At 47.1% G+C, this 14,032-nt stretch carries 16 protein-coding genes; 1 reads left to right on the top strand and 15 read right to left on the bottom strand.

Annotation, left to right across the window (positions count from 1 at the left end; genetic code table 11):
• Nucleotides 1–324: 324 nt before the first annotated feature.
• The 8 genes from torD to ACLD71_RS04320 form a co-directional block, all read right to left on the bottom strand.
• Complete coding sequence (gene torD / locus ACLD71_RS04355; RefSeq protein ID WP_137674162.1) at nucleotides 325–945, bottom strand: molecular chaperone TorD; 621 nt, start codon at nucleotides 943–945, stop codon at nucleotides 325–327.
• Nucleotides 946–3,414, bottom strand: a complete 2,469-nt coding sequence (torA, locus tag ACLD71_RS04350; RefSeq protein WP_411993201.1) for a trimethylamine-N-oxide reductase TorA — start codon at nucleotides 3,412–3,414, stop codon at nucleotides 946–948.
• Between the two features lie 14 nt (nucleotides 3,415–3,428).
• Nucleotides 3,429–4,610, bottom strand: a complete 1,182-nt coding sequence (torC, locus tag ACLD71_RS04345) for a pentaheme c-type cytochrome TorC (protein WP_137674160.1) — start codon at nucleotides 4,608–4,610, stop codon at nucleotides 3,429–3,431.
• A 58-nt stretch (nucleotides 4,611–4,668) separates the two neighbouring features.
• Nucleotides 4,669–4,839 carry a trimethylamine N-oxide reductase system protein TorE gene (torE, locus tag ACLD71_RS04340; RefSeq protein ID WP_137674159.1) on the bottom strand — a complete coding sequence of 57 codons (171 nt, stop codon included), beginning with the start codon at nucleotides 4,837–4,839 and terminating at the stop codon, nucleotides 4,669–4,671.
• Between the two features lie 116 nt (nucleotides 4,840–4,955).
• Nucleotides 4,956–5,579, bottom strand: a complete 624-nt coding sequence (locus ACLD71_RS04335; protein WP_411993198.1) for a tRNA-uridine aminocarboxypropyltransferase — start codon at nucleotides 5,577–5,579, stop codon at nucleotides 4,956–4,958.
• Nucleotides 5,580–5,633: 54 nt separating this feature from the next.
• Nucleotides 5,634–6,425, bottom strand: coding sequence for a LysR family transcriptional regulator (locus ACLD71_RS04330; RefSeq protein ID WP_411993196.1), 792 nt, complete (start codon nucleotides 6,423–6,425; stop codon nucleotides 5,634–5,636).
• A complete protein-coding gene (locus ACLD71_RS04325) occupies nucleotides 6,415–7,266 on the bottom strand; it encodes a LysR substrate-binding domain-containing protein (RefSeq protein WP_411993195.1) in 852 nt (283 codons plus the stop codon). The genes ACLD71_RS04330 and ACLD71_RS04325 overlap by 11 nt, the downstream gene beginning before the upstream one ends.
• 62 nt (nucleotides 7,267–7,328) lie before the next feature.
• Nucleotides 7,329–7,712 (bottom strand): hypothetical protein, encoded by a 384-nt coding sequence (locus tag ACLD71_RS04320; RefSeq protein ID WP_411993193.1) that lies wholly within the window; start codon nucleotides 7,710–7,712, stop codon nucleotides 7,329–7,331.
• A gap of 242 nt (nucleotides 7,713–7,954) precedes the next feature.
• Here ACLD71_RS04320 and ACLD71_RS04315 point away from each other — a divergent pair, with 242 nt between their 5' ends.
• Nucleotides 7,955–8,164 (top strand): hypothetical protein, encoded by a 210-nt coding sequence (locus tag ACLD71_RS04315; RefSeq protein ID WP_137674154.1) that lies wholly within the window; start codon nucleotides 7,955–7,957, stop codon nucleotides 8,162–8,164.
• Here the strand turns inward: ACLD71_RS04315 and menE are convergent.
• The 7 genes from menE to ACLD71_RS04280 all read right to left on the bottom strand — a co-directional run bounded on the left by menE (nucleotide 8,134) and on the right by ACLD71_RS04280 (nucleotide 14,018).
• Nucleotides 8,134–9,540 carry an o-succinylbenzoate--CoA ligase gene (gene menE / locus ACLD71_RS04310; RefSeq protein ID WP_411993191.1) on the bottom strand — a complete coding sequence of 469 codons (1,407 nt, stop codon included), beginning with the start codon at nucleotides 9,538–9,540 and terminating at the stop codon, nucleotides 8,134–8,136. The genes ACLD71_RS04315 and menE overlap by 31 nt on opposite strands.
• Before the next feature lie 75 nt (nucleotides 9,541–9,615).
• Nucleotides 9,616–10,179, bottom strand: a complete 564-nt coding sequence (locus ACLD71_RS04305; RefSeq protein WP_411993189.1) for a HupE/UreJ family protein — start codon at nucleotides 10,177–10,179, stop codon at nucleotides 9,616–9,618.
• Between the two features lie 23 nt (nucleotides 10,180–10,202).
• Entirely contained in the window at nucleotides 10,203–10,838 is a 636-nt protein-coding gene (ureG, locus tag ACLD71_RS04300) for an urease accessory protein UreG (RefSeq protein ID WP_411993187.1), read from the bottom strand.
• Nucleotides 10,839–10,865: 27 nt separating this feature from the next.
• Nucleotides 10,866–11,525 carry an urease accessory protein UreF gene (locus ACLD71_RS04295; RefSeq protein WP_411993185.1) on the bottom strand — a complete coding sequence of 220 codons (660 nt, stop codon included), beginning with the start codon at nucleotides 11,523–11,525 and terminating at the stop codon, nucleotides 10,866–10,868.
• A gap of 8 nt (nucleotides 11,526–11,533) precedes the next feature.
• Nucleotides 11,534–11,980, bottom strand: a complete 447-nt coding sequence (gene ureE, locus ACLD71_RS04290; protein WP_303554224.1) for an urease accessory protein UreE — start codon at nucleotides 11,978–11,980, stop codon at nucleotides 11,534–11,536.
• Between the two features lie 11 nt (nucleotides 11,981–11,991).
• Nucleotides 11,992–13,698 (bottom strand): urease subunit alpha, encoded by a 1,707-nt coding sequence (gene ureC / locus ACLD71_RS04285; protein WP_411993184.1) that lies wholly within the window; start codon nucleotides 13,696–13,698, stop codon nucleotides 11,992–11,994.
• Nucleotides 13,695–14,018: an urease subunit beta gene (locus ACLD71_RS04280; RefSeq protein ID WP_137674147.1), complete on the bottom strand. Its 324-nt coding sequence runs from the start codon at nucleotides 14,016–14,018 to the stop codon at nucleotides 13,695–13,697. The genes ureC and ACLD71_RS04280 overlap by 4 nt, the downstream gene beginning before the upstream one ends.
• Between the last annotated feature and the right edge of the window lie 14 nt (nucleotides 14,019–14,032).

Genomic DNA, 14,032 nt, shown 5'->3' with positions numbered 1-14,032 from the left:
TTGGGGAAATGTTGAATCTAGGTGGCCCAGAAATAGGCCAGCCGGCACCGCTAACAGATAGGAGGGGCGTAACGCCTAACAGATGAGGTATTACCGCCCGGGCATCTAGAAGCGACAACCGACTTAATATAACTATAAAACAGCAGGTGAAAAACGCCAGTGTTATGTTTAAATAATGTTAACTAAATGTTTATTTTGTGGCTAAGTGATTGAATTAAGCTACAGCGAAAAAATGTTAAATTCAGCGGAGTATTAGAGAGATTGATGCACTATCGTGGGCTCTAATCGCCATTACGCAGAGCATAATGGCGATTAGCTTAAATGTTAAAGATGTTGCAGCTCTAAGCGAAGATAAGCAACCAGTAGCTCTGCAAAGCCTTGGTAAAATCCACCCTTACTGACTTTACTTAGCACCTCTAACCATTGTGGTAGCCACGATAACAAGTGTTGTTGAATAAACTCGGCTTGTTGTTGCGGGTTATCATCTTCGCGCATGATGAGATTACCTAGATAATCTAACTGAATGGCAAGATGATCTGCGGGTTCGTTAAATTCAGGATCTACTCGCAGACCTTGTGCAACCAGCAATGCGAGCATTTGCTCGTGCGGCTCTTGATACATCAACTTACTGCTAGATAAATAAATAGACGCGTAAGGTGGTGCACCAACTTTGCTGTCACTCAGAAACTGCTGGCAAAAATCTGCCGCTAATTCCAGCTCTGGGTGTTGCAGCGCCATACATTTAGCAAGACTGTTGTTAACCAACTTCACCGCAGGGCTTAGCTCAGCGGTGTCGGCTAATTGTTTCAATAACTGCGCGCCTTCACCAGTGGTGTAGGCAGCTAATTGTTGCTTATCTAGCTCTTTAGTGAACACCGTAGCAAACCACCAGTAGATGCTGGCACGGGTTTCGTTTTCTTCGCTAATATTTGGCGTTTCTATCATTTACGCCATCTCCTTAGGGCCACCAAAAGAGCTTACAGCAGGCGCTTTACCTTCAAACTTCTCGTATTGCACTAAGCAGGTATTGGCGCTGGTGGCTTGAGCTAATTGTGAGCTACCGATGTCCATGGTTAAGGTATTTGGATCGCCATAGGTATCGAGTGCACCAATGCTCTCATCTACTGGGCCGTACCACGCACCTTCTTGCAAGCGGGCTACACCTTTGGCGTAATCCTCTGATACCACCGCTCCAGCTAATAGCTGACCGCGTTTGTTAAATACACGCACTAAGTCGCCATCGTTAATGCCACGTTTCTTGGCATCTTCTGGATTGATGTACAGTGGCTCTCTGCCTTGAACAGCATAAGTTGCACGGAATTCCTCAGAGTCACACATTTGTGAGTGCAAGCGTTTGTCGGGGTGACAAGACTGCAGCCAAATAGGAAACTCTTCTGAGCCAGGGCCGCCATGAGAGCGTTCGGCTTTTTCAAACCACATTGGGTGGCCTTGGCAGTCGTCATAACCGTAACGATCAATCTTACGGCTGAATATTTCAATAAAGCCTGATGGTGTACCTAAGGCATTAATCTCTGGGTCTTCGCGGAATGCTGCTTGGCGTGTCCAGTTAGGTCCTTTGCCAAAGTCTACCCAGCCTTCTTTCCAGAAGGTCATGAAATCTGGCATATCAAACTTGCCTTTGTTGGCTGCGGCACACTCATCATAGAGTTGTTTAACCCAGTCCATTTCACTCTTACCTTGGGTATATTCTTTGCTTTTGCCAAAACGTTGAGTCAGTAAGGTGAAAATTTCAAAGTCAGTTTTAGATTGGTACAGCGGGTCTACCAGCTTATGCATGGCAATAATGCCGCGGTTACTGTACGAGCCGTATAAATCAATATCGTTACGTTCCCATTGGGTACATGCAGGCAATACGATGTCTGAGAAGCGACAGCTGGCTGTCCAAGTAAAGTCTATCGACACCACGGTTTCTAGCTTATGGAAAGCCTTCTTCATACGGTTGCGATCTTGGTGGTGATGCCAAGGGTTACATCCTGAGAACACCATCATTTTTATATCGGGTAAGGTTATTTTAGCGCCGTTAGCATTAATCACTTTGCCCGGCTCCAGAATCGCATCAATCCAGCGTGCTACCGGAATGGTGCTGCTATAACCTTTGAAATCTTGGTTCATATGAACCCGTTCATTAGGCTTGTCTGGATTACGCGGGAAGGCACCTGGGCTGGCTGCACCAGTAGAGGGTACACCAATTGAGCTGTAATGGTGAGCGTAAGACACGCCGCCACCCGGTAAGCCAATTTGGCCTAACATTGCCGCTATTACCGCGCCCATCCAATAAGGTTGTTCGCCGTGTTGTTGGCGTTGAATACACCAGCCAAAAATTAGCTGAGTGCGGTCGCTAGCCAGCAAGCGAGCAAACTCGCGAATGTCTTCGGCAGGTACGCCACAAATAGCTTCGGCCCATTCTGGTGTTTTCTCTACCTTGTCTTTGCTCTCACCGGTGACATAAGGAATAAACTCTTCAAACCCTAAGGCATAGGTACTGAGGAATTTTTTGTCGTAAAGCTCTTCGTTGTACAAGGTATGCGCAATCGCCAGCATGAACGGCACGTCGGCCTGCGGGTTCACATATTGTTGCTCACAGTCTAAATACTTTTGAGTTTTAGTGCGCACTGGGTCAACACTAATTACTCTAATTTGTTTGCTGGCGACTTTGTCTTTCAACTGTTCAAGGTATTCGAAAGACTCGTGGGTTTCGCATGCCCAACCTACTTGTAGGTTTTTCACCAAATCGGTGGCCCACAATATGATGGTTTTACTGTTATCGAGGATCAGTGGCCATGAGGTACCCTGTGCGTAAACTTCGGTGGTTCCTAGTACGTAAGGCATAATGGTTTGCCCTGCACCGGTCGAGTAGTCACCCACTTTGTTTACCGAGAAGCCGTGCATGGATACCGCGCGCTGCATGTGGTTACCACAGGAGTGTACTTGTCCCGTTTGGCGCCAGCCGGTTTGGCCAGCATGCAGTGCCCACGGCCCGTAATCTTTTTGCACACGCTCGAGTTCTTGATAAAACAGATCTAATGCTTCATCCCAGGTGACTCGAATAAAGCGATTGTCACCACGCTGAGAGGTGTCACTTTTATTACGTTTTAGGTACCAGTCGTAGCGCACCATTGGGTAACGAATACGTGATGGGCTATAGATGATTCCCTTAATGCCGTTAAGCATATCGGTAGGGTATTTATCAGCTTCAAATGCTTTAATCTCTTGCACTTTACCGCCATACACTCGAGCTCTAAATGCGCCCCAGTGAGAGCCTGATACTTTCCAAGTACCAGCTGTTTCAGCGGCGGCTGCATCGTTAGCTACTGCCAATAAACTTGGGCCGATCAAAGTACTAGCGCTGGTGGCTAAGATGCCTTTGAGAAAACCGCGACGAGTAATTGCCATGTTAATCTCCTTAATTAGTGGCCAGCGTCAGAAAAATCTGAAGAATGTTTTTGAAGGTATTTTAATACCAGCGCTTGAGTATCGCCGTCTAAATTCACAAACGACAACATGCCGTTGAACATACCTGGCCAGGTATTGGTGTCGAAGTGGTTTTCGGCGGGTTGAGTATGACAAACACTACAGGCGCTATCGTAAGTGGTTTTGGCGAAGGTCCATAAGGTATCGCGAGAATCGGTTAAGGAGCCGTTACGCATCCACAATTCCACTGACACTTTTTGCCAAGGTAAACCGGTTAAATCGTCTTCTTTGGTTTCCCCCTTTGTCATGCTGCCTTCGGCTTGCGCGACTTCTTTGGTCAGGTAACCATCGTTAATGTTCATGGCAAAGTCTTCAAACAATACCCGGCCAAAACCTTTAGTTTTACGCCAAGCATCAATCTCAACTTTAATTGCATCACCTTTAACTTCTAGAATCTTCACTTCAGTGGCAGCGTTTAACTGGCCGGCTTCTTCGTTTAACTCAGAATTAGTGAACAAGGGCAATTGGCGCACGCTAAAGTAGCTTTCGCCCTTTTTGTACCCTGAGGTGGCCATTTCTTCTAGTTTAGCTAAGGTGCCCTCACCAGAGTTCATATTGTCAGGCAGGTGGTGGGCAATGCCTTTATGGCAATCAATACAGCTTTGGTCGCGCTCGGCAGCCATTTTCATTTGTACTTGGGCACGTTCCGACATTGAATCGAAGTCCATGCTGTTGTAGTCGTGACAATTCTTACATTCTAAAGAGTTATTAGCTGTGAACCTGTCCCACTCATGTTGAGCCAGCTCGCCGCGTTTTTCTAAGAATTTTTCACGGGTACTAATGGTGCCAAAAATCTTGCCGTACACTTCTTTTGAAGCCTGCATTTTACGGGCAATTTTGTCAGTCCAATTATGTGGTACGTGACAATCTGGACAGGTGGCGCGTACCCCAGAGTTGTTTTTCCAGTGTACGGTGTCTTGAAGTTCTACATAAACATTGTCGGCCATTTCATGACAGCCAATGCAAAATTCTTCGGTATTGGTTGCCTCTAAAGCGGTGTTAAAACCGCCCCAGAAAATAATACCGGCAACAAAGCCGCCAATAGTCAAAAAACCAAAGCTTAAATGGACGCTTGGTTTGCTCACTATTAACCAAAATTTCTTCAGCATATTTTTCATCGTGGTATCTCACATTACTGCGAATTAGTTCGTTTTCTAAAGTGTATTCTTAGGGCGATTAGCCGTGTCCTGGGGGACCGGTAAGTATTTGCAGCATCCAAACGATAAAGCCATAACCACCGACAAAAGCTACGGCCAAAATAGGAAACAGAATAACTGCGATAAACAGGAATACTTTCCACTCGTCAGACTTACTGGGTTTGTCATCCACGACATTGTTACTAGACATGCAAATGCACTCCTACATTTATGTTATGCATACAATTTAACTTAGTCTTGTTACTTAATTTTGACCAGTTTGTGCTTAGATCTTTGAGCTAACCTGTGGCAAGGATCAACAACACATCAATAGCGATGTTTCACTTTTTCAGGCATTGCGGAAAGTTGCTGGTTAGCAAGGGCGCGTAGTATACCCACTAAGGGAGTAGGGTCAAACATTTCTATCTGCTCAAGTGAATATCCGATAGCTTCAATAGTTGAAAGTCCTTTATCTACCGATGTTTTCCGTATTTTATATTGCCCACTTGGTGCGCTGGTAAAGTGAAATTGATCTAAATTGTGTAACCATGGATTGAGGTGCCAAAGCCGCTTAGCTTTTCGCCAAGTGCCATCTAAAAAAATGAGGCTAGGTGGGCATGGTGGATCGTTGAGGGGCGCCTCTTGAGTTTTTATTGAGGAAAACACCTCTTCAATAGCTCGGCTTTGTGAACTGGGGTAAATCAAATAAAATCGCTCTGGGTGGGCTAACACTTGCTGTTTAAGCATGGCAAAATCAAGTGGCGTTTCTCCCACCATAATCTGCGCTTTATTCAGTGCCAAACAAGCCAGTTGAGCGGTGCCTTTGGCGTGTTTTTGCTCACTAGGGTGCTGCAAAATAATCACCGAGTGGTGATGCTCACATGGATTAATGTGCTTACATAAGCAGTGAGTTTGCGGGCGCAAACAACGTTGACAGCGGGCTCGACTCATTTAACGATTTGTCAGTGGCAATAATGAACGCCGAGTATAACCTGCCTAAATAGCCTAGTCACAAAACTCAGCCTGCTGTTGCTTGAGCCAAGCGCTGATATCGTCAGGGCACCGCTGAGCGAGGTGTAAATAGGTAGGTAACTCACCACTAGGCTCTGGCCAGGCTTTAAGTATTCCTTCAGCTAGGCGAGACTCAACACTAATTTGTGGCAGGATTGCCCAGCCTAAGCCCGCTTCTAGGGCATCTAGCAGTAAAGTCTCACCATTAAACAGGTTGTTCTGTTCGGCTTCACGCACGTCAAATAGCTTGAGATGCCCGTCGAACCGTTGCTGATGGTTTACCAACTTAGGATGAGCCACCTTGATTAAGCTCGCGGGTTTCCACTTAAGCGTGTCTACCTGCTGCTTTGACGAGCTGGCAGAGAAACTAAAGTGAACCGGCTGCTGAGAAGTACAGCTAAAGTGCAACTCTAGCAAAGGATCAAAGCGTTGTAGTTGGTTGGCCAACAACGTGAGCCATGGGCTAGGAAACCAGGCTTGAAAGCTAATACTTAAGCTTAAGCTTTTGCCGAGTTGAAGATGACGGCAGTGCCGTTGTAGTTCCTGATAGCGGCTTACAATAAGCTCTGCCTGCTCCACCAACGCGAGGCCAGCACTACTCAGTTGATAGGCCGGATTATGCTGGCTAAACAGTGTGCAATTTAGCTGCTGCTGAAGTGCATCTATCCGTGTCAGTATTTGCTGAGGCGAGCATTGTTGCTGCGCAGCGCATCTGGCTAAGTCGGCATGTTTGGCCAGGCATACAAAAGCGGCAAGTGCTTGTTGCTTAGTATTCTCATCCATCATAAGCACTCAAACCTAATAAATTTAAGCATTGGGCGACTTGGCTATCGTGCTGGCTATTTAGCCACAGTATTTCTATTTCTAATTTTGTGGGGGAAAAGTAATTGCTTAAGTGCAGCTCTATCAAGCTCCCGTTTCTAAAGCTGGACTCCAGCCAATGGCGTGGCGCAAAAGCCCATCCCATACCCAAAACTAATAAATCATGCAGCATTTCTCGGTGGGCCAGTTGCCAGCAATTTACCCGATTAAGCTGTAGCTCGACAGGAAGGTGATTTAAACAAAGCTGACGATGGCGCTGCAGTTGTTCGGCGCAGAGTTGCTGATGTTTACTCAGGCTATGGCGCGCAGCACACGCCAAAGCCAGATTAAGGTTACAGTAACGGCGCGAGTGGGTTTTTGGCGGCTTTTGTTGCTGAGCAACACGCAAGGCGATGTCTATTTCACCGGCACAGAGTTGTTGCTGTAATTGAGCGCTACTGAGTTGCACTAACTTGAGTTGTTGCAGTGGCAGTTCGCTAATAAAGCGTGGGTAGTAATGCAGTAAGCTTTGGCTTGGTACAAACTCATCTAAACCAATAATGATTTGCTGTGGCTGAGGTTTTTCTAATGGGCTTTGCAAGAAATTATCTAACTGCAGTTGCAGTTGTTTAGTGCGTTGGTAGAGCAGCTGACCTTGTGAGTTAAGGTTTGAGTAATCACCATCAAATAGTTTGCAGCTTAGCGATTGCTCAAGGGCGGCAAACACTTTTTTACGGCTGCTGGGGCTACTCGTTTCTGGGTAATGGTGACGTTGCTCGTAGGCATTAACAAACCGGTTGAGCAAATCAATATCCGGTTCTTGCATTCGCCTTCGCCATGATTGCTGTTCTTCTATAAGGCTAGCAGATAATGGCGAAGCGAGCGGTTTTAGAACAGGTAACGAACCCCTGCGCTAGCCTCAAGTTTTACTTCTAAGTCGTCAATCACGTACACAATCGGCTGAATTTCGGCAAAAAAGCGAAATTGCTCAACCACAGTATGCGCGCCAAATACTGCTCGAGCACCCAGCTTGTTATGATGGTGGTCACTCCACTTACCGCCAAAACCATAATAAAAGTGTTCTTGGTCGGGAAAGCCAATGATTTTGTCGCCACTTAGCGAAAATTCGCTAAACCCTAGATTTACGCGAATGTCATCAAATTGGGCACTTAAGCCATTGTCGCTACCTACCATTACACCCACTTCAGGGTTTGCTTGGCTAGATAACGCCAACACACTCAGTAGGCTCACGCCAATTACTGCAATTTTCATAGTCACCTCATTTATTATTTGCTGGGCATTTTAAAGAGCCTTATCAACAAGGTAAACAAAACCGCTGCTGCTTTTATCGGCACCACTGCGCATTTATCGTGACAGCCTAGCTTGTTTGGATATTTGTAGATAAATAGTACTTGTTGAGGGCGAAAATGCGTGCTAAATGTAAGGTAAGTGGTGGCATTTTGTTTGGCTTGCCACCCTTGAGCGCTAGCTATTAATAGTCGTAAGGAGTGCTTATGAGAAGAGAACAAGATTTTGCAAAAACCGGTTTGCTAGGCCGTTACTTGGCAGAAAGAGAACAATTCTTTAAAGGGGCATGCTGCTTTGTTCCTGATTCCCACCAAAACTTAAAAGAGCAGCAACATTGTGCCTTACAACACGCCTATCAACAGTCTTGGATTAACATTTCTGAATTTCAACATTGGTCGCAACAGCTCGATTTGTGATTAGCTACTGTGCTTAGCTCACTTCGCGATGGCTTTAGTGAGTTTTGCTCGGGTAAATCAAAATAGGCAATCGGCAGTTTGATTGCCGCTAGCTGCTGGCGTAAAAACTTATTTAACTGCTGTGGGTTAACGTCCTGTTCGCTACTAATAAACGCCACCGGTCGTTGACCATATTCGCTGTTTTGCTGCGGTACAACTATCGCTTGGTTGATCTGTGGGTGCTGTAACAAGGCCAATTCAATTTCTTCTGGCTGAATGTTTTCGCCTGCGCAAATAAACATGTTGTTGCTGCGGCCTAAGGTAAACAGCTGCGCGCCTTCAATACGGCCTAAATCACCGCTGTTAAACCAACCATCGGGGTCGCAAGCGCGTATTATGTCGCCATTTTTCCAGTAGCCTAAAAATAAGGTTTTTCCGCGTAAATAGATTTCACCCTGATGAATCTTAGCGCGCCTGTGCGGCAGTAATTGGTAAGTTGCTTGCCCTAGGCGGTGGTGGCGAGTAGCAATTTGTGAGCTCATTTCGCTACTGCCATAGGAACTATAAACCTGAAAACCGCGACTAATGGCTTCTTCTAATAAGCTATCGTTACACGCTGCGCCGCCAATCAAAATGTGTTTTAGGCTAAGCGCGCTTGCCCAAAATTTGGCTTGTGTGAGCAAACGGTACAGTTGAGTGGGCACCAGCGATACATGGGTGGTTTGGCTTGCTAGCAAGTCGGGGAAAACGCGACCTTTGTTTTGTGCCACTACAATCCGTGCACCGGCTAAAATACAGCGCCATACAATGGCTTGGCCGCCAATATGATACAGCGGTAAAGACAGCAACCATTGGCCGTTTTCATCTAATGGAACAACGGCTTGTGAGCCTTGTGCGCTAAAGAAGTGATTACGCCAACAATGCACCACTGCTTTTGGTGGGCCGCTGCTGCCAGAGGTAAATACCATGCTTTGCGGTAACTCGCTATCGAGTTCTGCTTCGGCGTTAAAGCTTTGTGCTTGATGGGGGTTAAACTCTACGCGCTTGGGTGTTGTTAAACAGAGATCTAAATCGCTCCAATAAAACTGACTATCTACGGTTTCGCTTAAGGCTTGTAATTGGCTGAGCGGGTGATGGTGATTGAGCGGGCAAAAAACATAAGCTAGCTGCAAACTGGCGAGTTGTAATAACAGCATGCGCAGTGGGTCTTCGCCAAAACAACATACTCGCGAACCTTTGCCGATTCCTTGCATGCGCAATTGCTCAGCGGTAGCACTTACCATGGCATAAAGCTGCTGATAACTAATATGCTGCTCACCAATGCTTAGAGCAATGTGCTTGGGCCTAAGCTGGCTTTGCTGTTGCAGGGGCTGGGTTGACAAAGAATTGATGCTCATAGCGGCATTATGCCGCAAACTTTGAAGTTTGTCGCCGCTGTTGCTATGCGCCAGCGGCGTATCATTACGTAAGAATTAAGCGACTAAGGCACTAATGCCAAACGCACCTGCTAGGCCTGCAATGGTGCGAGTGATTTTTTGCGTATATTGAGATTGTTGAGCTGCCTTACCTAGTGCGAATCCGGCACAAATTAGCGCTACTGAACTGGCAATGAAACCAGCGAAGAACAATTTCATGTCTGCGCCAGCGGGTACTTCGTTACCGTGAGCTGCGCCGTGTAGAGCCGCCACTAAACATACCACTAAACCTACAACACCGGTTGAGCGTGGTAGCACTTTAGCCACTAACACTGCCATTACTAGCAAGGAAATGGCTAAGCCTGTTTCTAGCAATGGTGGTACAAAACCCATGCTTGCCACTACTGCCGCTAATATTAAAGCAAATACGCTTTGAGCAAGGCTAAGTTTTAGTTTACCGGTTTGGCTAGCCAGTAAACCAATTAGGCTTAAGGCGATAAGGTGGTCAAGGCCTGTTAGGGGGTGTAATAAACCTTCTGACAAACCGTGGTGGTGACCTTCGTGAGCAAAACTCGGTAACGAAAAGAGTAAGCCTGCGGCTAAAGTAAGTAGCTTTTTCATGTTTGATATCCTTATAAAATAGTTTAGTTAGCAGCGGCCGGGCTGGTTTCTTCTAGCATGCCTTGCTCAATAATAAAGTTGATGATGTCTTGTAAACCTTTATTGGTTTTTAGGTTACTGAATACAAACGGGCGCTCGCCGCGCATCTTTTTCGCATCGCGATCCATCACTTCAAGCGAGGCACCTACATGCGGTGCTAAGTCAGTTTTATTGATGATTAATAAGTCTGACTTAGTGATGCCTGGGCCGCCTTTGCGGGGAATTTTGTCACCAGCGCTTACATCAATCACGTATAGGGTGAGGTCACTTAACTCAGGACTAAAAGTGGCACTTAGGTTGTCGCCGCCGCTTTCTACTAAGACCAAATCGAGGCCTTTGTGGCGACGGTTAAGCTCGGCAATTGCTGCTAAGTTCATTGAAGCGTCTTCGCGAATAGCAGTATGTGGGCAGCCGCCAGTTTCTACACCCAAAATACGATCTTCTGCTAGGGCATCGTTACGTAACAAAAACTGGGCGTCTTCTTTGGTGTAGATATCGTTAGTCACTACCGCTAAGTTGAAACGATCTTTTAGTTCACGACATAAAGCGGTGAGTAATGCTGTTTTGCCAGAGCCTACTGGGCCGCCAACACCTACGCGTAAGGTTTGTTTAATACTCATTGTTATTCCTCTTATTTGTGGCAGCGCTTAAGAGCGGAACAGCCGACAATACTGGGTTTCGTGTAAGGCGCTGGCCAAGCTTAATGCTGGCAGCGACCCGCTAATTTGGTTAAAAGGTAAGGCTAGCCCTGCTTCTCGTGCTGGTGGCAGTAAGGGCAGTAATTCGCTCAATAGCTTTTGGCAGGCGGTTTGTCCCAAGGGCAGCGTTTTACCTGCCACGGCCAGTTGGTTTTCTAGCCAGGTCCATAGATAGCCGTCGGCCAGTTCATCTAGCTCAACTTGCCAATGAACACCGGCCAAGGCAAACATACTGGTCCAGCTCATGGGTTCATCGCTTAAATGCGCAGTGATGCTCTCATCGAGTTGGCTTAATAAGGTGCGCAATGCGTTGCCCATTTGCACATCTTCTAGCTCCAGCTCAAGCGTTTCGCGACTGGCGATTAGCTCTAGGTTTACGCTTTCAAATTGGGCAAAATCTTTGTCTGCGCACGCTTTATACAGCGCCGCTAACATAGGGATGTCTAAACAAGCCAAGCCCGCGTTTAAACAACCACTTATCCACGCTGCCAGTTGCTCTGGGTTATTCACCCAGCCGTTTTCTATGGCGTATTCCAAACCTTGCGAATAGGCAAAGCCCCCCACTGGCAAGCTTGGGCTAACCAAACGCATGAGTTGCAGTTGCGCCATGCTAGACATTAGTGGCTGTGCGCCGGCAAGTGGCTATGGTAAGCGCCCGTTTCTGGGTCAAAGGGGCCTTGATGCTGCTCCACGCGCAAACCATATAGTTCAACCAAGTCTTGCAATACGTGATCGGGTTGAAAGCGCACCCAACCTTCGCCTACTTGTAGCGGCGTATGGCGGTTGCCTAAGTGGTAACAGACCTTGGCAAACATTAATGGGTTGTCGCTGTAGGCGGTAGTCACCAGTTCGTCGGCACTTTTAATCTCCACCACTTCGCCATTTTCGGCTTCTAGAAACTGTCCATTTTGTAGCACTTGGCCACGCTCCAAGAAAAAGCCTATGTCTTGCTTATCCTCGGTTTGTGCCTTGATGCGGGCTTTTTTACGCAGCTCGTAACTCAATACCACCTGATGATGCACCGGGCCGTGGTAGTGATGGAGGGTTTGATACACCTTTAACATTCATTCTCTCCTTAAAATAAAAAGTAACGCTGAGCGAGCGGTAGCTCGGTAGCGGGTTCGCACTCAAGCAGTTGGCCATCGGCACGCACTTCATAGGTTTGTGAATCAACTTCCATATGCGGCTGATAATGGTTATGCACCATGTCTTGCTTCTTGATCTTGCGGGTATTTTTACAGGCCACTAAGCGACTTGATAAACCTAGGGTCTCATCAATTTTTGCATCTATGGCGGCTTGGCTAACAAAGGTGACGCGAGTTTCGGTCATGGCTTTGCCATAGGCACCAAACATTGGGCGGTAGTGCACCGGTTGTGGTGTAGGAATAGACGCATTAGGGTCGCCCATTGGCGCCGCAGCAATCGCCCCACCTTTAATAATTAATGAGGGCTTAGCGCCAAAAAAGGCTGGCTTCCACAATACTAAATCGGCTAATTTACCCACTTCAACCGAACCTACTTCATGGGCGATGCCGTGAGTAATTGCCGGGTTGATAGTGTATTTGGCTATATAACGTTTAGCGCGAAAGTTATCACAACCAATGTCTTTATCTTCTGGCAACAAACCACGCTGTACTTTCATTTTGTGGGCGGTTTGCCAGGTGCGGGTAATCACTTCGCCAACTCGACCCATGGCTTGTGAATCTGAGGCAATCATCGAGAATGCGCCTAAATCGTGCAGAATATCTTCAGCGGCAATGGTTTCTTTGCGAATTCGAGAATCAGCAAAAGCCACGTCTTCAGGAATGGCAGGATCAAGGTGATGACACACCATCAACATATCCAAATGCTCATCAACGGTGTTAATGGTATACGGTCGAGTAGGGTTGGTTGACGACGGCAGAACGTTATCTAAACCACAGGCGGTAATAATATCGGGAGCGTGTCCGCCCCCTGCACCTTCGGTGTGGTAAGTGTGGATCACGCGGCCTTTAAAGGCTGCAATAGTATCTTCAACAAACCCTGACTCGTTCAAGGTATCGGTATGAATCGCTACTTGAACATCATAGTTCTCGGCCACGCTTAAGCAGTTATCGATAGACATTGGCGTAGTGCCCCAGTCTTCGTGCAGCTTCAAACCCATGGCCCCAGCCATGAGTTGCTCTTCAAGCGGGCGCGGCAAACTGGCGTTCCCCTTACCTAGAAAGCCCAAATTCATTGGGAAACTGTCGGCCGATTGAAGCATTTTTCCTAAGTGGAAAGGCCCTGGAGTACAAGTAGTTGCGTTAGTGCCAGTGGCTGGACCGGTGCCGCCACCTAACATGGTGGTAGTACCCGACATCAAGGCTTCTTCTATTTGCTGAGGGCAAATATAGTGAATGTGCGAATCTACGCCGCCAGCGGTAATAATTTGGCCTTCGCCAGCGATGACTTCGGTACCGGCACCAATTTCGATGTCAATATCGTCTTGAATATCTGGGTTACCGGCTTTACCAATGGCTTGAATACGGCCTTTTTTAAGTGCGATATCGGCCTTAACAATGCCCCAGTGATCGAGAATTAACGCGTTGGTGATAACCGTATCAGGCACCATGGCGCAGCTAGCTTGGCTTTGTCCCATGCCATCACGAATCACTTTACCGCCACCAAATTTTACTTCACTGCCGTATTGGGCGTAGTCTTTTTCTACTTGAATGATCAGTTCGGTATCGCCTAGGCGTACTTTGTCACCTACAGTGGGGCCAAACATTTCGGCGTAGGCGCGTTTATCCATCTTGCTCATGCTTGTTCCTTATCACTTAGTGGGCCCATTACTTCGCCTCTAAATCCGTACACTTCGCGTTTACCGCTTAGCGCGACCAATTCTACTTTGCGGCTTTGGCCGGGTTCAAAACGTACCGCAGTGCCAGCGGCAATGTTTAAGCGAAAACCCAGTGCGGCTTTGCGATCAAAATGTAAGGCCGGATTCGTTTCGGCAAAATGGTAGTGGGAGCCTACTTGTACTGGGCGGTCACCACTATTGGCTACATCAACGGTGATAGTGGCTAAACCAGGGTTTAGTTCTATCCAACCGTCTTCAACAATCAATTCTCCAGGTATCATTGGTGGTTCCTCTG

Source organism: Agarivorans sp. DSG3-1 (genome assembly GCF_046774965.1).
Lineage (GTDB): Bacteria > Pseudomonadota > Gammaproteobacteria > Enterobacterales > Celerinatantimonadaceae > Agarivorans.
This window is presented reverse-complemented; position numbering and strand designations above follow the sequence as displayed.

Bases quoted from the DNA above. Each gene is read 5' to 3' on its own strand.
- torD (WP_137674162.1), bottom strand. From the start codon at position 945: ATGATAGAAACGCCAAATATTAGCGAAGAAAACGAAACCCGTGCCAGC.
- torA (WP_411993201.1), bottom strand. From the start codon at position 3,414: ATGGCAATTACTCGTCGCGGTTTTCTCAAAGGCATCTTAGCCACCAGC.
- torC (WP_137674160.1), bottom strand. From the start codon at position 4,610: ATGAAAAATATGCTGAAGAAATTTTGGTTAATAGTGAGCAAACCAAGC.
- torE (WP_137674159.1), bottom strand. From the start codon at position 4,839: ATGTCTAGTAACAATGTCGTGGATGACAAACCCAGTAAGTCTGACGAG.
- ACLD71_RS04335 (WP_411993198.1), bottom strand. From the start codon at position 5,579: ATGAGTCGAGCCCGCTGTCAACGTTGTTTGCGCCCGCAAACTCACTGC.
- ACLD71_RS04330 (WP_411993196.1), bottom strand. From the start codon at position 6,425: ATGATGGATGAGAATACTAAGCAACAAGCACTTGCCGCTTTTGTATGC.
- ACLD71_RS04325 (WP_411993195.1), bottom strand. From the start codon at position 7,266: ATGCAAGAACCGGATATTGATTTGCTCAACCGGTTTGTTAATGCCTAC.
- ACLD71_RS04320 (WP_411993193.1), bottom strand. From the start codon at position 7,712: ATGAAAATTGCAGTAATTGGCGTGAGCCTACTGAGTGTGTTGGCGTTA.
- ACLD71_RS04315 (WP_137674154.1), top strand. From the start codon at position 7,955: ATGAGAAGAGAACAAGATTTTGCAAAAACCGGTTTGCTAGGCCGTTAC.
- menE (WP_411993191.1), bottom strand. From the start codon at position 9,540: ATGAGCATCAATTCTTTGTCAACCCAGCCCCTGCAACAGCAAAGCCAG.
- ACLD71_RS04305 (WP_411993189.1), bottom strand. From the start codon at position 10,179: ATGAAAAAGCTACTTACTTTAGCCGCAGGCTTACTCTTTTCGTTACCG.
- ureG (WP_411993187.1), bottom strand. From the start codon at position 10,838: ATGAGTATTAAACAAACCTTACGCGTAGGTGTTGGCGGCCCAGTAGGC.
- ACLD71_RS04295 (WP_411993185.1), bottom strand. From the start codon at position 11,525: ATGGCGCAACTGCAACTCATGCGTTTGGTTAGCCCAAGCTTGCCAGTG.
- ureE (WP_303554224.1), bottom strand. From the start codon at position 11,980: ATGTTAAAGGTGTATCAAACCCTCCATCACTACCACGGCCCGGTGCAT.
- ureC (WP_411993184.1), bottom strand. From the start codon at position 13,698: ATGAGCAAGATGGATAAACGCGCCTACGCCGAAATGTTTGGCCCCACT.
- ACLD71_RS04280 (WP_137674147.1), bottom strand. From the start codon at position 14,018: ATGATACCTGGAGAATTGATTGTTGAAGACGGTTGGATAGAACTAAAC.